Here is a 22,798-nt window from a genome sequence, read left to right as displayed (position 1 = left end):
AACCACTCATTAACACAACTCATTAACATGCCAAAAAACTAGCGAGGTAACATTTCAAACAAATCACTATATAAAACCTTACCTAACTCATTTCTAGGAAGGCGCGGTATATAAAAAATCGACCTGGGTAAAAAAGTGGGATCAATACTTTTTCTAAGCTCAGCCAGAATAGCCGATTTGGGTAATTTGGATACAACAAAAACCGCCAATCGCTCAGAAGTTTTACACTGAATAAAGACCCCTTCAACAATACCAGAAATCGCTTGTAAATGAGCATTGATTTCCGAAAGGGAAGCTCTTTTACCAGCTACCTTAACCAGATCTGTACTGCGCTTTCCGAGTCTAAATCTAATTTCATCCAAATGTTCTATTTGATCATTTAACGCTTGAAAACTATCCAAGCCTTTTGTTTTTACCAAAACATCCCCATCTTGGGTTTTGGTAAACTCCACGCCTGAATAACTCTGCCAAACGTCTGTTTGAGTAGTTTGTCTTGAGGCTATCGATGCGGTTTCTGTACTCCCATATACCTCAAAAACACTGACATTCATTACACATTCAGTTTGTACCGCTAACTCTTTGGTTAAGGGAGCAGTTGCTGACAGTAGTCGGGTCAGATTATTCGGCCACTCTGCTGAAGAAGAGACGAGGTTTTTTATATGTAATGGCGTTGATACAAGAAAACTTGGTTGCTCGTTATTGGCATTTAAAGCGTGAACAACCTCTTCTGGAAACATCGGTTTGTTAAACCAAATAGACGCTCTTGAGAACAGTGGCCAAAATATTGAAGTTTCAAGGCCAAACATATGTTGTGAAGGAACCGTTGTCACCATATAACAAGGTTTCATAAGAGTGAATCGTTCTATCGCTAACTCAGCAGAACCCATCATATTACGCCAAGTTTTAATGACTTTTTTGGGCAGGCCTGTCGAACCAGAAGTATAGAGCCAAATCTCTGAATCTTGTATGCTCTCCAACGTATCGCTTAACCACTGGTCATTAATCTCGATATTTGAATGTTTCACACCCTGAATAATTTTATCAATCTCAATCGACTGAATTTGATTCTGACCTTCTAAAGAATCGGGTAAATCATTACTGAGAACGATAAGATCGGGCATATCGACTTTTAGATTAGATAAGGTTTTGTCCGCCAAATTAGGCGGTAAAACAACCCGGCCTTTTTGCATTGCAATGGCTAATAGTGCGATAAGAAAATGGTGTCGTTGCTGATATAGCAACAATAAAGAAAAGTTTGAATTATGACTTTTATCGAAAAGAAGTTTGCGGAATTGCTCCGCAGCTAAAAACACTTCTTTTCGAGTTAAACCATTCTCTGCATTTTCATGAAGTATAAATGGTTCTGACAACCAGGCCTGGTAAAGACCAGTCTGACATTGACTTGATAGATAAGGTAAGAGCATTATTGAAAATAATCAGCTCTTTTTATTTTTTTGAACGTAATCCGTTAATGAAGCAACCGATGAAAAAATCTCATTAACATTTTCATCTCCAGCACCGATTTTAACGCCATACTTTTTACTCAATTCCAAAGAAATTTCAAGCGCATCAATTGAGTCTAACCCTAATCCATTGGTAAAAATTGGATCATCTGGATTAATTTCTTCAGCCTCAATATCCTCTAGATTCACGGCCTCAATAATAAGTTCTGCAATTTCTAGTTGTTCTGGTGTTAAAGCTGACATAATTTTATTCCTAATATATTTTATATATTTCAATATTTTCAAAGGTGCGCATTATACTAAAAAATAGTATAACTACGCATAAAAAACCCATATATACAAACCATAATCTTTCATTTAAAACCGAATGATTCAAAATTATTTTTGATAGGGTTTTTGAAACCAATCTTTGGATTCTAAGTTAATGGTTTTAATATCTTTATCCGTTACATTTTGTAGTTGTTTAACATAAACCTCTACAATACCAGGCTTTTTAATAAATGTCCCTTTTGGCCAAAACTCCCCTGCATTATGCGCCACTAAATAAACAGGTACCTTCTCTTGTTTTGCTAAAATTGCACCACCTGAATTAATTTCACTCAGCTCTCTAGGTTTAATACGAGTACCACCAGGAAATATCACAACCCAAAAATCATTAATTAATGCTTTATGCCCCTCTTTTTTTACTTTTTTAATCGCTTCTAACGTCTTATTTCGATCAATCAATATTGACTCAATAATCACCAAAATCAAACCAAAAAAAGGGATTCTTCTCAGCTCTTTTTTAACAACATTAACTTGAAAGGGAAAAATTGAATGAAATGCCAAGGCCTCCCAAGTCGATTCATGCCTAGACAAAATAATACTTGCCTGCTCATCGACAAGATCACCCTCATAATGAACAATATGCTTAATATTACAGGTTATTTTTAGCCAAAACAGGCTTAAGCGCACACCTAGACGCATAAACTGTAAACGTCTTTTCAAAGGTAACACCTGAAGCATTAAACCGACTATCGAAAATACAACGATAATCGAATAATGCCCCAAATAAAAAAGTAATGATCTTATAGCCAGTAACATGCGATTTTAATATATGAGATTTATTGAAATATAAATTGAATTTGGGGCATTATAAAGAAGTAAAAGTCTTTATATAAACAATTAGCCAAATCAATTGATAAATCTCTTTATTCACTCAATGTCTAATCTAGTAACGCTTCGGCTTTACGTTATTTCCGATCACTTTTGCTATTCACATTATTTCGAAAAACTAAACAGGTCTCTTGGATTTAAAGCGGTACGAACCAATAGTTTTTGGGTGTTTCTTTGGGTGTCTCAACACAAGGTTAAAATCGAAAAATTAGATTAGTTTTACTTTGTAAAAACCGATATTGGGAGTGGTTAGGGGAATTTAAGAAAGAAAAATCGTTATTAATTTTCAAACAAATTAACAACAATATCCAAATCAAGCCGTTTCACCAATAACAATTAAAACGCTAACATATAGGTTTTAACCATTTTGAAGGTTACGTTTTATTTCATCTATCGAAGTCAGGTATGGTTGTGGCTGACCTATGTAAAAACCTTGTGCGTACTCCACGCCAAGCTCAAGCAGTTTTTGACAACTCAACTCATCACCCACAAATTCTGCGATGGTTTGCATTCCAAATGCATTCACCATTTTGGAGACACTTTCTACAAAGACCTGGTCTTCTGGTACATTTAGAAGGTCTTTTACATAAGAACCATCCAGTTTTACAAAGCTTAGCGGCATTTTCTTCAAATAACTGAAAGATGAAAAACCAATACCAAAATCGTCCAATGCTATGGCGACGCCCAGCTCGTCAACCTTTTCCAAGTTTTTGAGCACTTGTTCGAAGTTATCAATATAAGAAGTTTCGGTAAGTTCAATCAGCAGATGAGTTGCAGGTACACCACTATCGATTAACGCCTGTTTTAAAACTTCCGGGAAGTCACTTGCCTGCAGTGATGGCGCAGAAATATTTACCGTAAACCTTAAATCTGGAATACTGTTTAAATGTAAAGCCAGCTGTTGTAAAGCATGCCCTAGAACCCACTTGTCGACATCTCGAATCAACCCCATTCTTTCGGCAGCGGGAATAAACGTTCCAGGGAACACCAAGTCACCGTTTTCATCAATCATTCTGACCAAAACTTCATAATGCGAAATCGTTTTATCACTGAGTTTAATGATGGGTTGGTAATAGAGTTGCATACGACTATCTTCAATCGCTTTTTTAAGACAGTAAATTAATCGACTATCTTCATGTAAGCTAGAAAAATCGTCCTCTTGCGGATTAAACAAGTGCCAGTAACCTAAACCTTTTTTCTTAGCTTGATACATGGCCAAATCCGCTTTAACAATCAGACTTTCTTCATCGCTGGCATGCTGCGGAAACATCGCTACCCCGGCACTCACCGTATAGGGAAGTTGTGAGCCATCGTCCAAGACGACATAACTGTTAAGCGCTTTGAGAAGTTTATCTAAAACCCCGCCGATAATGTCTTCAGTCACTCTACAAAAAATGATGGTAAATTCATCACCCGCTAAACGACTAATGTAATCGTTACTACGGGTGATTGTTTTTAAGGTATTGGCAATTTTAACCAACACCCGGTCACCGACTCCATGACCATGCAAGTCATTGATTTGTTTGAAATGATTTACATCGATAAACGCTAGAGCACCATTCGATTTTGAATTCAGTGCATGTTCCAGATTTTTTTGGAAATCACGACGGTTTCCTATTCCTGTCAGACTATCGTTATGAGCCAACCAATGCATTGAGTTTTCAGCATGTTTTCGTTCGGTTAAGTCAGCACCAATGGATAGGATAATATCATTACCTTCTTCATCTTCAACCAACGTATGACTCCAGGCGATATGGAGTGTATTGTTAAATCCATCCAGTAAATCGGTTTCATTGTGGAGGATATCGATATCATTGGCGAATAACTGATCACTTTCCCTTATAAACCGTTCTCTATCAGATGCTTCCGACAAAATTTGTAAATAATCACTGTAATCGGAATTGGTGCTCTCAATGAATTTTTTATTGGCTGAAATCACTTTTAAATGGCGATCTAGCGTAAGGATGAACATCGGAATACTATCAATTAGACGGTTCAGGAAAGACTTGGAGTGGGTAACCACTTTTACCTGTTCGTTTAATTCTCTATTTTTTTCGGTGATGAGTCGGTTCGCGGCCGTCAATTCTTGCGAATTTTGTTCAAGCGTATGCTCAAGGAATTTTCTTTCATTGGAGTATTCGTCATATGCATCAGACACTAAGCCCATCAGTTTGTGCATATCGGCAGAAAAATCATCTTTATTAGTTTGGGCCCCAAAAGCCTTCTTTAACTGCCTTGTTAGAAGTCTGTGCATTAAATATCTTCGTAAATAGTCGTTAAGGTCATTGTCTGGTTATGTAAAGAACAGGCACTTCCATCAATATTCATCGGTGAAATTTCGCCATAAGAGTAAAAACCGCATAACTGGACATTATTACCCAGAATCTCTTCAACGGCTTCAAGCTCCTCTTCGACCATTTGACCCATAATGATTTTACGGCCAACACAACTTACCACTAGGCCAAGAGCTTGTGAGTTATTCGCTTGTTCAACATTCTGTGCGGCAATACCGGCTCCATCAATCAATACGTCCAAGTCGGGTTTCATTAAACGCGCACGATAACCTTCCGGTACATTGCCTGCAAATGTAATGGATTTATCTTCTTCATTAATGGCAAGTAAGGTTCTAATAATTTCACTGTCATCGCCCTCTTTCTTGATACTGAGAGGAAAACGTAAACCGCTATTAGGCAAATCGGCCGCATAATCACCTAGATACTTTTTATATAAGTCCAATGCGGGTTGATTATCAATTTCATAAACAACGTTGCGGTCAGATTTCGTGATGTAACGCTCTGCACCGAACTCACTCCATCCTGCGTAACAACCATAACTGGTTTTTAAAGAATCGCCATAAAATCCTAAGATAGCAACTCGATTCTGTTTGGGCACATCGTTAGCCATCACCCAGGTTTCTTGAAAACGAGCACCATCGCCAGCTAACCCCCCTGTTACCGGAACGTCAGTCACCTTGTTAATGCATCCAACCAAATCTGAACCGTTCATTGTCAAGCCATCGGAAAGCACAAACAGTTGTTTAAGGTCAGGTTGATCTAATTCAGCAATCGCTTGAGTTACCTGCTCTTCCAAAACGTTTAAATCATAATTGTTTTGGAAATCAATGCTTACCAATTTGACACGTGCTTTTTTAAATTGAACCGCCAAAGCGATAATAGGGGATTGGCTGACCTCAACGCCCATTACATTTCCAGAGGAAGAACTGCCGATAATATCCGCATCCGGATAACATTCTCTTATCTTTTGATAATATTCGGGCTTTTTAAAGAAATCGGTATCACCAAATAAAAAGACTATTTGAGGGGAAAAGTTTTCTGATTGATGAGGTTGAAGAATTTGAAAGACGTTGTTTTTTAATTCTAGTGACTCTATTTCCAAACCGATTACTCCATTAAAATATATGACAATGCGATATATGATTCAGTGCGATTCCTTGAATTATAAAAGCATTATTAATTGCGGGTAATTAATCTTATTAATCAATGCCATAAAATTGCGCCAAATCAAGTGGATTTACTGGGTTTGCAACGAATGTAAGTCTTGCAATACTTCTCTTACATGTTGTTTCGGGTTTACGTCTCGGTAAATTTTAGCGATATGACCTTGCGGATTGATGATAAAACTGTGACGTTTGGCGTATTTGAATACCTTGAGATCCAATAAAGCGCCGTAACTTTTTGCCACTTTACCGCTTTCATCCGCAAGCAAATCAAAGGGCAATTTATGGTTTTCGGCAAATTCAGCATGACTTTTCTGACTATCCAAAGAGACACCCAGAACCACTGCGTCTTGAGCGATCAAACGATTAATATTATCCCTAAAACTACACGCTTCGGTAGTACAACCTGGCGTATCGTCTTTTGGATAAAAGTATAAAACCACCCACTTACCTCGGAAATGAAGTGACCCCCAAATGTTGGACACCAACTTTGGGGGTTTTTCATGTCCAAATACAATCGAGAATTTAAACTGGCGATTGCTAAGCAATGCCTTTCTCATGAATCCAGTCTGTCCATTTCCAAGCGACTCGGTATTCCAGATCGCTATATCCGTTACTGGACACAAGTCTATCGTTTCCATGGTCAAAATGCGTTTATCAAACGTAACACACCATACTCTTTTGAAGACAAATATCGTATCCTAAAACACATGCGTGAAAATCACTGGTCTATTAGTTATACCAGTATTGTCTATAACATGAGTTCTGCGGGTACGATTTCTACTTGGCTCACTCAATTCGAACGGTTCGGCCTTTCAGGCTTACAACCTAAAAAGCAGGGTAGAAAAATGAAAAAAAACCAAAAGCAAGAAACCATTAAACCAACCGAACAAATGAGCCTAGAAGAGTTACGAGAAGAACTCGAATACCGTCGAGCGGAGAATGCCTATTTAAAAAAGCTCGATGCCCTGCTTCAGGAAAAAGAACGCCAAAGCAAGAAAAAGCAGGGCTCATAGATAAGCTTAGAAAGTTCTATCCACTTAAACATCTTCTCAAGGCCGCAGGGCTTGCACGAAGTGTGTTTTATTACCATCAGGCGCGCAGTGCGCTGCCTGATCGTTATGCGGACGTTAAAAGAGCGATTCAACAACTCTTTAATGAACATAAAGGTCGTTATGGGTATCGACGCATGACCTATGCGTTAAGACGCTTAGGTCACTTTTTAAACAAGAAGGCCGTTCAACGTTTAATGCAAGAACTGAACTTGAAGTCATTCGTCAGGCCAAAGCGTTACCGATCCTATAGAGGTCAAGTAGGCCGAATTGCCGAGAATGTGCTTCAAAGAAACTTCCATGTTGATGCACCGGATAAAAAATGGGTCACCGATGTCACGGAGTTTAAAGTCGGAGAACAGCGTGTTTACCTATCCCCCGTGATTGATCTGTTTAACCAAGAAGTGATTAGTTATCGAGTGGCTAAGAGTGCACGGCTACCACTGGTGACCGACATGTTAAAAGAAGCAGTCAATAAGTTAACAGGTAAAGTCAAACCCATATTCCACAGTGATCAAGGTTGGCAGTATCAGCATAGTGATGTACAGAAGCTACTGAAAGAGAATGGATTAACTCAGAGCATGTCAAGAAAAGGGAACTGTTTAGATAATGCGGTTGCTGAGAACTTTTTTGGAATCCTAAAAACCGAGATGTATCATCGTAAGAAGTTCAATAGCGCTGAGCATCTAATGGAAGAAATTAAAGACTATATTGAGTATTACAATACAAAACGAATCAAGGTGAAACTAAAAGGCCTGACTCCGATAGAATATCGAAATCAGGCCTTAAGTGCCGTTTAACTAAAATGTCCAACTTTTTGGGGTCACTTCAAAATCTTTCAAAGATACGGTTTTTTCAGATTGATTTAAAAGACTAAAACCTGGAGCTATATCACCCTGTTTCAAATCATTAGCTGATACGGTACTAAAAAATCCAAACATAAAAACAAGACTTCCAACTTTAAAAACATTGCGCATTAGTGCATGTAATTTTTTCATAACACCTCTATTCTAAAACTTAGATTTCAACCCCTAAATGATCGAGCCAGTATGGTATCTCACCGCTTGGCTATGCCATATTCGTTTAAATAAACTTAAAGATGTGGCCACAGATTATTTGAACATATCCGCTTTTTAAAAATATGAAACAAACTTACCAGGCCTGGTAGCTTGGTCAAATCGGCATGCTATTGTTTTTTGAAGTATTTACGATTGCCTCGTTCATCAATCGCGCCGGCTAATCGCTCAATTCCATGAATATAAGCCGCCGTTCTCAATGAACATTGATGACGTAATGCCAAGTCATAGATGATATTGGACTCTTTCTGCATCACTTTTTGCAGTTTGGCCTTAACCTCCGCTTTTTCCCAATAAAGTCCAGAACGGTTTTGCACCCACTCAAAATAACTCACAATCACGCCACCTGAATTGGCCAAGACATCAGGAATGACATTAACGCCATTCGCTTCAAGCACTTCATCTGCTTGCGGTGTAACTGGACCATTGGCGATTTCCAAGATGGTTTTGGCTTTGATTTGATGGGCATTAAGCTGGCTCACCTGATTTTCTAAAGCGCCTAGAACCAACACATCCACATCTAAAGTCAGCAACTCTTCATTAGTGATCGTCTCATAGTCCAACATATTGCAAACCGTGCCATCGCAATATACCGATGCCAACTTACTTTCCTGTTGTTTATAGGTGTAAACATCTTCAACATTCAAGCCACTTGAGCTATAGATTGCCCCCTGGGAATCGGACAAGGCAACAATTCGATATCCCTCTTTTTTTGCTAAACGTGCAAAGTGATAACCGACATTACCGAAACCTTGCACAGCAATGGTGGTATCTGACTTTTGGCAACCTTGACGGCGAGCGTACTCATTCAAAGCATGTAAAGCGCCTTGACCGGTAGCGGATTCACGTCCTTCCGAGCCACCTAAATGAACCGGTTTACCGGTAATGACCGAAGGGACTTGGCGACGTGAAATAACACTGTATTCATCCGCCATCCAACCCATGATAGTACTATTGGTATAAACATCCGGTGCGGGAATATCACGGGTTTCACCTATGATGTCTGCAAAGGCGCGGATATAACCACGTGAAAGACGCTCCAACTCCAAACGCGAAAGTTCTTTAGGGTTAACCATCACACCGCCTTTAGCACCGCCGAACGGCAAGCCCGCCACCGCACACTTCACCGTCATCCAAAAACTTAATGAAGTCACCTCATCCAGATTGACCCTAGGATGATAACGAATTCCACCTTTTGTTGGCCCCCGAGTATCATCGTATTGCACACGATAACCAGTGAAGATTTTCAGTTCACCGTTATCCATTCGTACCGGAATACTGGCGATAATGGAACGTTTGGCCACCGATAGACGTTCAATCACCTCTTCATCAACATCAATGTATTTAAACACCGATGCCAACCGTTGTTTTGCTAACTCAAACATAATCGCGCCTTTGCTATTGTTTTGCTATCGTTCTTTGAGAATTATCCGTATAGCCTAGAGGGATTAGGCGACAAATGCAACGGTTTAGCAACCCTGCAAAGCATGACCGTAAACTTAATAGATTTGAATAAGACGTTATTTGAATAAGACGTTATGAAGAAACCTACTCTATAATAGAAGCAATTATCACCAATCCCGTTTCAACTCATTGTATATCAATATCTTATGACCCAAGCACCAGGCCTGCCCGTTCAGGGACTATTACCGAAAATTGAGCAAACCGTAGCAAACAACCTCAACACTATTCTCAAAGCAGAACCTGGTGCAGGTAAATCGACTTTGGTTCCGCTACACTTGTTGAAGAGCCACTGCCTCAATGGACAGAAAATCGTTTTGCTTGAACCTCGTCGCTTGGCGGCGCGCTCCCTAGCGGACTTTCTAGCCAAACAACTCAACGAACCTGTGGGGAAAACGGTGGGTTATCAAGTTCGCAACGACAAAAAAATTTCTAGCGACACCAGGCTTGAGGTTATCACCGAGGGAATCCTCATCCGTCGCTTGCAGCAAGACCCCGAATTAAACGGTACAGGCCTGGTGATTTTTGATGAATTTCATGAACGTTCCTTAGAGGCGGATTTGGCATTGGCGCTGTGTTTGGATAGCCAGACCGCTTTACGTGAAGATTTAAAACTATTGGTGATGTCCGCTACCTTAGAGACAGCAACCCTTAGTAAATTCTTAAATGATGCCCCCGTTATTGAATGTCCCGGCAGAAGCTTTCCGGTCGAATACCACTATTCATCACCCAACACTTCGACAAACAACCAGACCTGGCAAACAATCAAAACCGACCTTGTAAAAACCCTACAAGTAGCCATGCGAAATCATCCAGGTGATTGTTTGGTTTTTTTACCTGGCAAAGCGGAAATATCTCAAGCGACACAACTCTTTGAAGAGTCATCCCCACAACACCCTTACCGATTGATACCGCTGCACGGTGGCCTGTCACCACAACAGCAAAACCATGCCTTGCAAGCCGATAAAGAAGGCAAGCGCAAGATTATCTTTGCCACCAATATTGCCGAAACCAGCTTGACCATCGAAGGGATACATATCGTGGTAGACAGCGGATTGGTTCGCCAAGCCAGTTACGATGCCAGTAGCGGCATGACCCGTATGCTCACCCAAAAGATATCCAAAGCCTCGGCCAAACAACGTGCCGGGCGCGCGGGACGATTACAGCCAGGCCATGCATACCGACTATGGAGTGAATCCGAGCAGGCCTCACGTACCGAATTTGAACAAGAATCCATCCTTAACTCAGATTTAACCGATCTCTGTTTAGAAACCGCCATGTGGGGTGTAACGGAACCATTGAACATGCAATGGCTGACTCCCCCTCCCATAACTCACCTGAAAATAGCCCAACAGCTTCTGCAAACACTGGGGTTTTTGAACCCTAAAAATGCCATTACCGCGTTAGGTGAACAAGCCATGCAGCTCGGTGTTTCGGCACGTTTAGCCAAGTTATTGCTTTATCCCCAGCCTGATATTGCGATGCAAGAGAAACTTTGTGATATTGCGGCAATTTTAGGTGAACATGATCTATTAACACAAAGTTATAGCGCAAATTTACAAGACCGAATTCAGGTATTTCAAAGCTATAAAACACATCCTAAAAACAACCAACCAGGCCTGGTCAAGACTGCGGCCAAGGAAGCCTTGAGCAATAGCCGCAATTGGCGACAACGCCTAGTAAAACTGAATTCAACAAATACAGACAAGCCGACCTTTGCCCCAATCAGCCCTGCCCAAGCCATTGCTCTGGCCTATCCGGATAGAATCGCCAAACGTCGCGGACAGCAAGATAACCGCTATTTGATGAGTAACGGTAAAGGCACTTTTTTACCTGAACAAGACACGCTCATCCAGCATGAGTATTTGGTGGTTACCAATTTGGACGGGCAGAGGCGTGATGGCAAAATCTTCATGGCAATCCCCATTTCCCTAGCGGAAATCGAATCCCTTTTTGCAAAGCAGATCACCGAACATACAGAGGTTGAATTCAACCTCAAAAAACACAAGGTAGAGGGCATTCAAACCCAAAAGTTAGGCGCAATCACCCTTAAAAAACAACAGACCGATAAGCTGTCAAAACAACAAGTGCAAACCTGTATCATCGAACACCTAAAACAGACTAAACTTGCTGATTTACCTTTAAGTAAAACCAGCTTGGAATGGCTGAAACGAGTCAACTGGTTGGCACAATACCATAATGATTACCTAGGTTTTGGCAATGACGAGTTAGTCGCTGATTTTGATACTTGGTGCGCCCCCTATTTAACGAACTTAAGTCAATGGTCGGATTTGCATAAAATCGATTTACACTCTCTCCTTCAAGCCAGGTTGAGTTATGAAGCGACCCAAAACTTGTCCATTGAAGCCCCCAGCCATTACCAAGCCCCCTCCGGCAAACGGGTTGCCATTGACTATCAAATTGGCAAGCAACCCACCCTTTCCATTCAGCTTCAAGAACTATTTGGAGAGTTAAGCTCTCCTAAAATCGGTTTTGGCCAGGCTACACTCAGCTTTGAATTGTTGTCACCAGCCCGTCGTCCGATTCAAATCACCAGTGACTTAGGCAACTTCTGGCAAAACTCCTATTTGGAAATCGCCAAGGAGATGCGTGGTAAATACCCAAAACATCGCTGGCCCGAGAATCCTTTAGAAGAAAAAGCCGGTCGATCGTTGCAAATAAATCGTCAGCGAAAATAAATCATTTACATTAAGATAATGACCCATCAAGCAATAGAAACGAGATGAAGCAAAAATTGTCATGCCAACACCCTACGAAATCATTCGATTGGAAAGCGTCGATTCAACTAGCCGTTACTTAAAGGACTACGTGAGTGAGCACCTGCCCAATAAACCTATTTTTTGCACCACGCAAAACCAAACGGCTGGCTATGGCCAACAAAAACGCCAATGGATCACCAACGAAAAATCGGCTATTTTTTCTTTCGCTTTCCCGCTGGATAAAAACTACCAACTAACAGGCCTGGTAAGCCTGCATATTGCCGCCTTATTACACCAATGCCTTGTAGAACTCAGTGGTGACAAGCTATTTTTAAAATGGCCAAATGACATTTTCAATCAAAATGGCAAAGTCGCGGGAATGCTCATAGAACAGGTCATAAAAAAGGATTACCGAGCGTTCATTATTGGTATTGGCATTAATCGAAATTCAACCGAATTAAGTGAATTGATAAACACCTCGAGCAGCATGAGTGATTTTGACATCCTGGAGTTGTTTGAAATCTTTTACCAAAAGATTCAACAATCCCAATTGCAAAACTATACATTTGCAGAGCTTTCAGAATACTGGCAAACCAATGATTTATTTCTTATAAATGAACCCATCCGCCTCATCTCTAAAGAAAATGACGAACCGACGTCTTCTATTTCAGAAGAAGCCCCCTCTAACCTGGATTATGAATTAGGCGTTTACCTAGGTTTTAATGCTCATGGCCAAGCGATTGTCGATATCAACGGCCAACCAAAACTACTCTCCTCAGGACAAATCTCCATCAGAAAGTTTGTAGTATAAAATAGTGCACTAATGCACCACTTAAACACAACAAAACCAAATAAAAAACAATTCAGTACACAAAAATAACTCATCCTGTTGTTTTACAATCTATTTTATTAATGGCACATCTGTTGCTTATTACGTTTTAAAGAATTAGTAATACTAACATTTTAAAACGAGTCGATACTTATATGAGCAGCTTCAAAAACTGGGCAATACCAAGAACACCAGTTGATAAAAAATCAGCACACCTTTTGACTCTGGCGAGTTTTGCCATTCCAATACTCATCTGGTGTTTGGTAAGTTATGTACCTTTCATTTGGCATCCACAAGTAGAAATCACTCAATCAGGCGGGGTCAGCTACTTCAAAGAAGGTTCTTTAATCGATAAAGAGGTCTTTCAAACAGAAGTTGACAAGAAAATCAGCGAAAACCCGCAAATTGACATCACAGCCCTGCCGCAAGGAACACCATCCAACCCGGTCTACTTGCCTGCACCACATGAAGTGGTAACCGCTCTATACACCGCCTTTACAACACCGCCCAAACGTAATAGCGAACCCTGGTTACATGAAAGCCTGGCCCACTCTATTACAATTATTGCCTGGGGGTTCTTCTGGGCCATGCTTTTCGGCGTGCCCTTAGGAATATTAGCCGGAACCTATAATGCCGCCTCTCATTTAATCGAGCCTTTTACAGAGTTTTTCAGATACCTACCCGCCCCAGCATTTGGAGCCTTGGCCGTGGCAATAATGGGTATTTACGATGCCCCTAAAATCACCATTATCTTCATCGGAACCTTTTTCCAAATGGTACTAATTGTGGCCACCACCACACGTAAACTGAATATGGCGCTTATTGAAGCTTCTCTAACGTTAGGTTGCAAAGGCTTCCGTATGATTAGACGAGTTGTCTTACCTGGAATACTGCCCGACCTGTATCGCGACATGCGCATTCTGCTTGGCTGGGCATGGACTTATTTGATTGTGGCTGAACTCATCGGTACAAGTTCCGGTATCACTTGGTTCATCACCCAGCAAGCTCGCTACAAAAACTTTGATAATGTCTTTGCCGCTATCCTTATCATTGGCTTAATCGGCTTGATAACCGACATGGTCTTAGCACAAATCGGCAAACGATTATTCCCTTGGCATACAGGCAAATAGGAGAACCAGATGTTAAAGAACATTCACCCACTCGCAAATTGGTTCACTGATGAAATCAAAGACCGAAACTCTAGAATCTTGCAGCGTCCAAAAGCATTGACCATATCCGATCTCCACAAGACCTTTGAACACAAAGGTAAAAAGGTCAATGTCCTTAACGCCATCGACTTCACCGCTTATAAACGTGAATTTGTCTGCGTGGTTGGTCCATCCGGTTGTGGAAAATCGACCTTAGCCAGATTGATTGCGGGCCTGGAAACCCACGAAGTGGGGGCGATACATATTGAGGATAAATTAGTTGATGGACCAGGGCCGGATAGAGGCATGGTATTCCAAAGCTACTCGTTGTTTCCATGGATGACTGTCAAACAGAACGTCATGTTTGGCTTAACCGAATCCGGTATGTCAAAGAATTCTGCTGAAGCAGAAGCCTTTCAGTGGATTGATTTGGTGGGGCTGGAAAAATTTGCCAACGCCTACCCGCACCAACTTTCTGGCGGAATGAAACAACGTGTAGCGATTATTCGCGCTTTGGCCAATCAACCTAAAATCTTGTTAATGGATGAACCTTTCGCCGCATTAGACCCGCAAAACCGTTTGAAGATGCAGCGTTATCTATTGGAAATCTGGCAGAACATCGACATCACCATCTTCTTTATCACCCACGATTTAGATGAGGCAATCTACCTTGCCGACCGTATTTTAATTTTGGAAGCCAATCCTGGACGTGTTTTGGAAACCTTAAGTGTGCCATTACCTCGCCCACGAAAAGAGGACACCCTGCTCTCTCCAGAGTTTTTAGCGACGAAAGCCTATTTGGAAAAAATTGTTCACCCGCCACAAGCCGAGGTGGACATGGAAGACAAACTGAGCATGGTTCGCATGGTATCAGTCAATTCAGAAGTACCGGATATTTTTTAACATGACACAAAACAACAAACTTATTCGCACCAGTGCCTCTTTACCAGAAAATGTCATAGATGACCTAGATTATCTAATGCAAGCGCGAGGCTTTAGCAATCGTTCAGCCCTATTAGCCGATATCATCCGTAAAGAAGCCGCGGCATTTAGTCAGAACCATACCAACGAGATTATGGCGGGTACCTTAACCATGGTTTACGACCACTCTGTACCAGGGCTACAGCAAAGACTGATTCAGTTGAAACACCAATATGTGGCTGAGATTATTTCCAGCACTCAAATCCAACTAATGGACCAACATACTTTAGAAGTAAATTTGATGCAGGGTGCCGCTCAAGATTTGAAAAAGATCAGTGACGAGATGACGGCCAATCGTGGCGTTAAAAACGCCAATCTTTATCTCACCCAATCGGCACTCCCCCCTATTTACACCTCACCGATTCAATTCAGGAGAAAACCGAATGACCCATCCTAACAAATATAACGGTTTAATCTGGCAAGAAAGCCTACCTGGCGGAGCGCACTGGTCAGGAGTGATTCGCCGTGGCACAGTTCTTCGCCTTACAGACTTACAAGGCAACGCCAATGTCGCTATGCTCATCAACAACCTTGAGGTTAAAAATGAACGCTACAACATGCCTGATACCTTAAAAGCACAAAAAACCGCTTTTTTAACCACACCAAACATGTGTTTTAGCGACATGGGACGAGTCATGTGTTCCATTATCGCCGATAGCTGCGGCTGGCACGACACGATTGGTGGCTTATCAAATGCCACGATAGTACAGAAAAAATACGGACAGAAAAGCTATCAAGAAGCCCATAACGACTACTTCAAAAACGGTTACGACAGTTTGATCAATGAGTTAGGAAAATGGGGATTGAATGCCAGTGACATCATGCCGAACATCAATTGGTTCAGTAAGGTTCGCGTGGAAGACAATGGCTCGATGACCTTCGTTACCAACAACTCCAAAGCCGGCGACCATGTGGATTTGCGCTTTGAGATGGATTGCATCGTTAGCCTCTCAACCGCACAGCACCCAATGGATACCAACCCTGAATATAATCCGCAACCTATCGAATTAAGCGTATACAAGTCGTTACCGGTTACTCATGACGACCCTTGCCGTTTACACCGGGCGGAAAACCAACGTGCCTACTACAACACCAAAGTTTTTTATGGAGAAAACCCAAATGACTAAACCACAATTTGATGAAAGCAAAATCGTCTATCGTGAAGTGGTGGCGGCTGGAGACCCGTGGATGCATGAGGTCAAGGCTGGCCAAAAATTCCGTATTGTCGATTTAGAAGGTAACCAAGCGGTAGACACGCTATTCTATAATGCCAATGACCACTCTGAACGTTATTCCGCTACCGACACCATTCGTGAACAAGGCAACATCTATTTAACGACTGGCAGTGTATTGCAATCCAACTTATGCAACCCGATGTTAACCATCATCGACGACACCTGCGGACGCCATGACACCATCGGTGGTGCTTGCTCCGCAGAGAGCAACACAGTGCGATATGCCATTGAAAAACGTCATATGCACTCTTGTCGCGACTCCTTCTTGATGGCTTTGGGGTCAATGAAAACATCCTCATCAGAATCAGGTGCATGTAGCTGTAACCACGATAAGCCGATAACCAAAGACGACCTATCGAGCAATATCAACTTCTTTATGAATGTGCCGGTTTCACCTGACGGCCACTTGGATTTTGATGATGGTATTTCTGCTCCAGGACGTTATGTAGAGATGCAAGCCCACATGGATGTCTTGGTTTTAGTTTCCAATTGCCCACAGCTCAACAATCCATGCAATGGCTATAACCCCACTCCGGTTGAGATGATAATCTGGGAATAAACTTTTAATTAATACTCATTTACTTAACACTCTTATTTGAAATTCTGTCTGTGATTACAGACCCCAAGTGGGACGACCCAGCTTGGCATACTCGATTCAGAACGGTCTGAAAAGGAAAAAATCATGTTTAACAAAGTACTCATCGCTAACCGCGGCGCGATTGCAATTCGTATTATCCGCACGCTTAAACGGATGAACATTCAATCTGTCGTGTTGGCCTCTGATGCCGACCGTGCTTCTTTGCATGTCCAGCAGGCTGATGAAGTGATTTTTTTACCGGGCAACGTGGCTACTGAAACCTACCTGAATGTCCCTCTCATTCTCTCTGAAGCGAAAAAACTCGGGGTTGAAGCCGTCCATCCCGGTTATGGATTCTTAAGTGAAAACACCGGGTTTGCCAATGACTGTGAAGCAGCCGGAATCCGTTTTATCGGCCCTGAACCTCAACACATCCGTGACTTTGGCTTAAAACACACCGCAAGGGATTTAGCCATTCAAGCAGGTGTTCCCCTACTACCAGGTTCAGGCTTATTAGACTCATTGGAACACGCCCAAACAGAAGCTGTGAAGATAGGTTACCCTGTTATGCTTAAAAGTACCGCAGGAGGTGGCGGTATCGGTATGCAAAAATGTGAAACCCCAGATGACTTGGAAGCGGCTTTTGAACAGGTTAAACGTTTAAGCCAAAACTCGTTTGGTCAGGCAGGACTATTTTTGGAAAAATTTGTGGTCAATGCTCGTCATATCGAAATTCAGATTTTCGGCGATGGCCAAGGTAATGTGGTTTCTTTTGGTGAACGTGACTGCTCTTTACAACGTCGAAATCAAAAAGTAGTCGAAGAAACTCCGGCTGTCGGCATCAGTCGCCAACAAATCACCGAGATGGAAAGCCATGCGGTGGCTCTGGGTAAAGTCGTCAACTATAAATCGGCGGGAACGGTTGAATACGTCTACGATGCCGACTGCAACGCTTATTATTTTTTAGAGGTGAATACACGCCTTCAAGTCGAGCATGGAATTACCGAATCGGTTCGCGGCATCGATTTGGTCGAATGGATGATCAAAGTCGCCTACAAGCCTAAACTACCATTAAGCGCACAACAAATCCCATCGGCCTCCGGACACTCAATTGAAGTGCGAGTTTACGCAGAAGATCCTTTCAAAAACTTCCTGCCAAGCAGCGGTAAATTAACAGGTTGGAACATGCCGTCGGATTGCCGAGTTGATACCTGGTGTGATCGCGGGGTGGAAGTCAGTTCATTTTATGACCCGATGATGGCAAAAATCATCGTTAAAGCCGACAATAGGAAAAATGCTGTCATAGCGTTGCAAAACGCCCTGGCGCAAGCAAGCATTGATGGATTTGAAACCAACTTAGCTTACCTTAAAGCGCTCAGCCATGCCCCGGAATTCCAACAAGGCACCGAACTCTATACCCAGTTTTTAAATAGCTTCAGCTATACCCCTAACACTGTCGAAGTCACCAATCCCGGAACACACTCAATGTTAGTGAGTTACCCTGGTCGAATTGGCTACTGGGACATTGGCGTTCCGCCTTCTGGCCCCATGGACGCGCTCTCCCACCGCCTAGCCAATCGCTGCTTACACAACCCTGAAGAGGCGGCAACCATTGAAATGACCGTATCGGGTATCAATTTGACGTTCGATACCGACACCCTCATCTGTATTACCGGCGCGGATATACAAGCTACACTTGATAATCAGCCTATTCCGCAATGGCAACCTATCCAGGTAAAAGCAGGTCAACAATTAAAATCCAAAGTGATCAAGGGCATTGGTCAACGCGCCTATTTGGCTGTATTGGGCGGTTTTGACGTACCCGACTACATGGGGAGCAAAACCACCTTCTCTTTAGGTAAGTTTGGTGGACACGGCGGCCGTTTGTTGCGTGCTGGTGACGTTTTGCGCCTTACTGAATGTCAAGACAATTCCATTCTCAAAGCCTTACCGAATCAAGTCATTCCTAAGCTTACAAATGAATATGAAATTGCGGTCATCTACGGCCCTCAGGGTAGCCCCGACTTCTTTACCGAAGATGATATTCAACGCTTTTTTACCGCTCAATGGGAAGTTCATTACAACTCTAGCCGTACCGGTATTCGTCTAATCGGTCCTAAACCGCAATGGGCTCGTAAAGATGGCGGCGAAGCCGGTCTTCACCCATCCAATATTCACGACAACCCCTATGCGATTGGGGCAATCGATTTCACGGGGGATATGCCCGTTATCCTGGCACAAGACGGGCCAAGTCTAGGCGGCTTTGTCTGCCCGGCCACAATCATAGAAGCTGAGCAGTGGAAAATGGGGCAATTGCGTCCAGGAGATAAAGTCCGTTTTAAAGCCGTTTCCATCGAAACGGCCGAAGCCGCTCTCAAGGACTATGAAACCGCTTTAAAAACACTTGAAATGCCGACCGAGCTAGATTTGGATTTCTTAGTATCATCGACAGAACAATCTTGTATCGCCCATGAGATATCAGCGGAAAATCATGAATTCGGAGTCAAATATCGCCGCTCAGGTGACAGCCATGTCTTAGTGGAATATGGAAGAATGGAACTCGATTTAGCGTTGCGTTTTCGTATTCAGGTGCTGTTTGAACGCTTGAAGGAAAACAAAGAATCTCAAACCCACCAGGCCTGGTCATTTTTAAGAGAACTGACACCCGGCATCCGCTCATTACAAGTGCATTATGACCCTCGCCAAATTTCTCAAGCCGAATTGATTGAAAAGCTCATTTCCCTTGAAGAGGAGATTTCATCAGGACAAGACTTAACCGTTAAAAGTCGCATTGTGCACTTGCCCCTCTCCTGGGATGATTCAAGCACCAAGCTGGCGATTGAAAAATACATGACTACCGTGCGCCCTAATGCGCCTTGGTGTCCGAGTAACATCGATTTTATCCGTCGAATAAATGGCCTGGACAGCATCGAAGAGGTCAAAAAGATTGTCTTTGATGCCAAATATTTGGTTATGGGATTAGGAGACGTTTATCTCGGAGCTCCCGTTGCAACACCGCTTGACCCACGTCATCGTCTAGTCACCACCAAATACAATCCGGCAAGAACCTGGACACCGGAAAATGCGGTGGGAATCGGTGGCGCTTATATGTGCATTTACGGCATGGAAGGTCCTGGAGGTTACCAATTTGTTGGCCGAACTATACAAATGTGGAACCCTTACCACATCACCAAGAACTTTAAGGACGGCAAACCTTGGTTACTGGATTTCTTTGACCAAATTCAATACTACCCCGTTTCTGAAGAAGAACTCGCGCAAGCGCGTTTGGACTTCCCTTTAGGGCGTTTCGACATTGAAATCGAAGAGACCGAACTTTCTTTAAATAGCTATCAAGATTTCTTGAAACAGAACCACGACAGTATTGACGCCTTTCAAAAGCAACAACAAGGTGCTTTTGAAGCCGAACGCCTATATTGGGAAGAGTCTGGCCTAGCGAACTTTGAATCTGAAACCGCACAAGACAGTATCCAAAGTGATGCATCAATAGAAATACCCGAAGGTTTTGAAGCCGCGCTTTCACCCATTACAGGCAGTGTTTGGAAACTGCAAGTCAAACCGGGAGATACCGTTAATGAGGGTGACACCATTGCCATTTTGGAAACCATGAAAATAGAGATTCCAGTGACGGCGGAAACGACTGGAACCGTCACCGAGATCCTAGTCAACGAGGGTGATTTAATCCAAACAGGACAAGCCCTAATGATTCTGGAGGTAATTTAAGATGCGAGAATTTAATTTAACGCTTTCAGCGCTACACGACCAATATGCCTCTGGCGAACTCACGCCTAGAAACTTAGTGCAACAGCTGATTCAAAACGCGCATGGCTATGCAGACTACAATCTGTTTATTCATTTATTGACGCCCACAGAACTGGAACCTTACCTAAGTCAATTAGACCAGAGCGAACCCAACAGCTTGCCTCTTTGGGGTATCCCTTTTGTCATCAAGGATAATATTGACTTAGCCAACATTCCAACTACGGCTGCCTGTAAAGAGTTTAGCTACGTGCCAAGCGAATCAGCTACCGTTGTCCAACAACTGATTGACGCTGGTGCCATTCCCATTGCTAAAGCCAATATGGATCAATTTGCGACAGGCCTGGTAGGAACTCGCTCTCCTTATGGAGTTTGTCATAACGCGTTTGACTTTGAAATGATTTCAGGTGGTTCCAGTTCAGGTTCTGCGGTTTCCTTAGCACTCAACCTTTGCAGTTTTTCATTAGGTACCGATACCGCCGGCTCTGGTCGGGTACCGGCCGCTTTCAATAATCTGGTCGGGCTAAAACCCTCAAAAGGCTTATTGAGCACCCATGGCGTTGTGCCAGCAGTGCGCTCTCAAGATGTGGTTAGCGTGTTTGCTTTAAACGCACAGGATGCGTATTCGGTGTTTGATGTCGCGGCCAAGTTTGATGAAAAGGATGCGTTTAGCCGCTCGGAAAATCGGCTGACCTCTCCTGCTTGGCCAAGCCAACCCGTCATCGGTATCCCTGACCGTGAAAGTTTGTTTTTCGATGGCGACTCCGAGGCGCAAAAGGCCTTTGAACATAGCGTATCGACTTTAAAAAACCTTGGTTATGAAATCAAATCTGTCCCTTTCCAGGCCTGGTTGGATACCGCCAAACTGCTTTATGGTGGCGCATGGGTGGCGGAACGCTACCTTGCTATTCAAGATTTTTTTGAAACCCATGAAAATCAAATGGATCCGGCGGTTGCCAAGATTATTGGCGGCGCAAAATCGCTCTCCGCAGTGGACGCTTATCAAGGTGCTTATGCTCTGCAACAAGCACAAAGAGCAACACAAATCATTTGGGAAAATCACGGAATCGATTGTTTTATGACTCCGACCACTCCAACCATTTACAGCATTGAAGCCCTGCAAAACGACCCAATCGGTCTAAACTCCAAACTGGGTACTTACACCAACTTCATGAATTTACTGGATTACGCCGCCATTGCCATGCCAACAGGTTTTAGAGCAGATACACTGCCGACGGGTGTGACATTTTTTGCACCCGCAGGTAGCGATCGGCAACTAATGCAACTGACCGACTCATTGCATAAACAGTTTGTAGAAAATTCGGGGGCACGTTTTATTGATGTTCCAGAGAGCAATCCTGCTCACTTTACAAACCAACAATCCATTGCGCTCGCGGTAGTCGGCGCACATTTAGTTGGTTTTCCATTAAATTCACAATTGCTTGAACGAGGTGCAAAACTCCTAAAAACCACCAAAACTGCGCCTAAATACCAATTTTTCGAACTACCTGGTGGCCCAATTTTAAAACCTGGCCTGGTCAAACAAGCCAATGAAAATGAGGGACAATCCATTGAAGTCGAGGTTTGGGCAATGCCTAAAGAACATTTAGGCTCTTTCCTGGCATTGATTCCATCCCCATTGGGTTTAGGAAAAGTGGAGCTTGAAGACGGTAGCCAAGTGGTTGGCTTTATTTGCGAACCTTATGGTATTGAGGGAGCCACGGATATCTCAGCAACAGGCGGTTGGCGTAACTGGATGAAACAACGCAAGTCTTAAATATTAACTTATCAGGCCTGGTTATTCACTCATCCAATACAACTTACCAGGCCTGGTTATTCACCCATTCAATACAACTTACCAGGCCTG

At 42.7% G+C, this 22,798-nt stretch carries 19 protein-coding genes; 11 read left to right on the top strand and 8 right to left on the bottom strand.

The genetic code is table 11. The features are described 5' to 3' along the window. Positions 1-38: 38 nt before the first annotated feature. From L6421_RS04420 to L6421_RS04395, 6 genes are all read right to left on the bottom strand, one after another. A complete protein-coding gene (locus L6421_RS04420; protein ID WP_237263965.1) occupies positions 39-1,424 on the bottom strand; it encodes an AMP-binding protein in 1,386 nt (461 codons plus the stop codon). A 12-nt stretch (positions 1,425-1,436) separates the two neighbouring features. Beyond that, positions 1,437-1,706 carry a phosphopantetheine-binding protein gene (locus L6421_RS04415; RefSeq protein ID WP_237263964.1) on the bottom strand — a complete coding sequence of 90 codons (270 nt, stop codon included), beginning with the start codon at positions 1,704-1,706 and terminating at the stop codon, positions 1,437-1,439. Between the two features lie 135 nt (positions 1,707-1,841). Then, entirely contained in the window at positions 1,842-2,429 is a 588-nt protein-coding gene (locus tag L6421_RS04410) for a lysophospholipid acyltransferase family protein (protein WP_237263962.1), read from the bottom strand. 547 nt (positions 2,430-2,976) lie between these two features. Further along, a complete protein-coding gene (locus L6421_RS04405) occupies positions 2,977-4,872 on the bottom strand; it encodes a putative bifunctional diguanylate cyclase/phosphodiesterase (protein ID WP_237263960.1) in 1,896 nt (631 codons plus the stop codon). Continuing rightward, a complete protein-coding gene (locus L6421_RS04400) occupies positions 4,872-6,014 on the bottom strand; it encodes an FIST signal transduction protein (RefSeq protein WP_237263958.1) in 1,143 nt (380 codons plus the stop codon). The genes L6421_RS04405 and L6421_RS04400 overlap by 1 nt, the downstream gene beginning before the upstream one ends. Before the next feature lie 135 nt (positions 6,015-6,149). Next, positions 6,150-6,635, bottom strand: a complete 486-nt coding sequence (locus tag L6421_RS04395; protein WP_255695505.1) for a peroxiredoxin — start codon at positions 6,633-6,635, stop codon at positions 6,150-6,152. Here L6421_RS04395 and L6421_RS04390 point away from each other — a divergent pair. Beyond that, positions 6,579-7,091, top strand: a complete 513-nt coding sequence (locus L6421_RS04390) for a helix-turn-helix domain-containing protein (protein ID WP_237260710.1) — start codon at positions 6,579-6,581, stop codon at positions 7,089-7,091. The two genes, L6421_RS04395 and L6421_RS04390, sit on opposite strands and share 57 nt — an antisense overlap. Then, positions 7,001-7,927: an IS3 family transposase gene (locus tag L6421_RS04385; RefSeq protein ID WP_237264455.1), complete on the top strand. Its 927-nt coding sequence runs from the start codon at positions 7,001-7,003 to the stop codon at positions 7,925-7,927. The genes L6421_RS04390 and L6421_RS04385 overlap by 91 nt, the downstream gene beginning before the upstream one ends. Here L6421_RS04385 and L6421_RS04380 read toward each other — a convergent pair whose 3' ends face one another. Together L6421_RS04380 and L6421_RS04375 are read right to left on the bottom strand one after the other, a co-directional pair. After that, entirely contained in the window at positions 7,928-8,125 is a 198-nt protein-coding gene (locus tag L6421_RS04380; RefSeq protein ID WP_237263954.1) for a hypothetical protein, read from the bottom strand. It lies immediately after the preceding gene. Between the two features lie 188 nt (positions 8,126-8,313). After that, the gene (locus L6421_RS04375; protein WP_237263952.1) at positions 8,314-9,588 is read right to left on the bottom strand and encodes a Glu/Leu/Phe/Val family dehydrogenase; all 1,275 of its coding nucleotides are present in this window, start codon (positions 9,586-9,588) and stop codon (positions 8,314-8,316) included. 225 nt (positions 9,589-9,813) lie between these two features. Here L6421_RS04375 and hrpB point away from each other — a divergent pair, with 225 nt between their 5' ends. The 9 genes from hrpB (at position 9,814) to atzF (ending at position 22,708) form a co-directional block, all read left to right on the top strand. Continuing rightward, complete coding sequence (gene hrpB / locus L6421_RS04370; RefSeq protein WP_237263951.1) at positions 9,814-12,363, top strand: ATP-dependent helicase HrpB; 2,550 nt, start codon at positions 9,814-9,816, stop codon at positions 12,361-12,363. A gap of 61 nt (positions 12,364-12,424) precedes the next feature. After that, positions 12,425-13,195: a biotin--[acetyl-CoA-carboxylase] ligase gene (locus L6421_RS04365; RefSeq protein WP_237263949.1), complete on the top strand. Its 771-nt coding sequence runs from the start codon at positions 12,425-12,427 to the stop codon at positions 13,193-13,195. 173 nt (positions 13,196-13,368) lie between these two features. Continuing rightward, positions 13,369-14,343, top strand: a complete 975-nt coding sequence (locus L6421_RS04360) for an ABC transporter permease (protein ID WP_237263946.1) — start codon at positions 13,369-13,371, stop codon at positions 14,341-14,343. A 9-nt stretch (positions 14,344-14,352) separates the two neighbouring features. Beyond that, positions 14,353-15,264 (top strand): ABC transporter ATP-binding protein, encoded by a 912-nt coding sequence (locus L6421_RS04355; RefSeq protein WP_237263944.1) that lies wholly within the window; start codon positions 14,353-14,355, stop codon positions 15,262-15,264. Between the two features lies 1 nt (position 15,265). After that, a complete protein-coding gene (locus tag L6421_RS04350; RefSeq protein ID WP_237263942.1) occupies positions 15,266-15,739 on the top strand; it encodes a CopG family ribbon-helix-helix protein in 474 nt (157 codons plus the stop codon). Further along, positions 15,726-16,469 carry an urea amidolyase associated protein UAAP1 gene (locus L6421_RS04345; protein WP_237263940.1) on the top strand — a complete coding sequence of 248 codons (744 nt, stop codon included), beginning with the start codon at positions 15,726-15,728 and terminating at the stop codon, positions 16,467-16,469. The genes L6421_RS04350 and L6421_RS04345 overlap by 14 nt, the downstream gene beginning before the upstream one ends. After that, positions 16,462-17,136, top strand: coding sequence for an urea amidolyase associated protein UAAP2 (locus tag L6421_RS04340; protein WP_237263939.1), 675 nt, complete (start codon positions 16,462-16,464; stop codon positions 17,134-17,136). The genes L6421_RS04345 and L6421_RS04340 overlap by 8 nt, the downstream gene beginning before the upstream one ends. 123 nt (positions 17,137-17,259) lie before the next feature. Next, positions 17,260-20,895, top strand: a complete 3,636-nt coding sequence (uca, locus tag L6421_RS04335) for an urea carboxylase (protein ID WP_237263936.1) — start codon at positions 17,260-17,262, stop codon at positions 20,893-20,895. A gap of 1 nt (position 20,896) precedes the next feature. Then, the gene (gene atzF / locus L6421_RS04330) at positions 20,897-22,708 is read left to right on the top strand and encodes an allophanate hydrolase (protein ID WP_237263934.1); all 1,812 of its coding nucleotides are present in this window, start codon (positions 20,897-20,899) and stop codon (positions 22,706-22,708) included. Positions 22,709-22,798: the final 90 nt, after the last annotated feature.

The organism is Thiomicrorhabdus immobilis, from assembly GCF_021654855.1.
GTDB classification, from domain to species: domain Bacteria; phylum Pseudomonadota; class Gammaproteobacteria; order Thiomicrospirales; family Thiomicrospiraceae; genus Thiomicrorhabdus; species Thiomicrorhabdus immobilis.
This window is presented reverse-complemented; position numbering and strand designations above follow the sequence as displayed.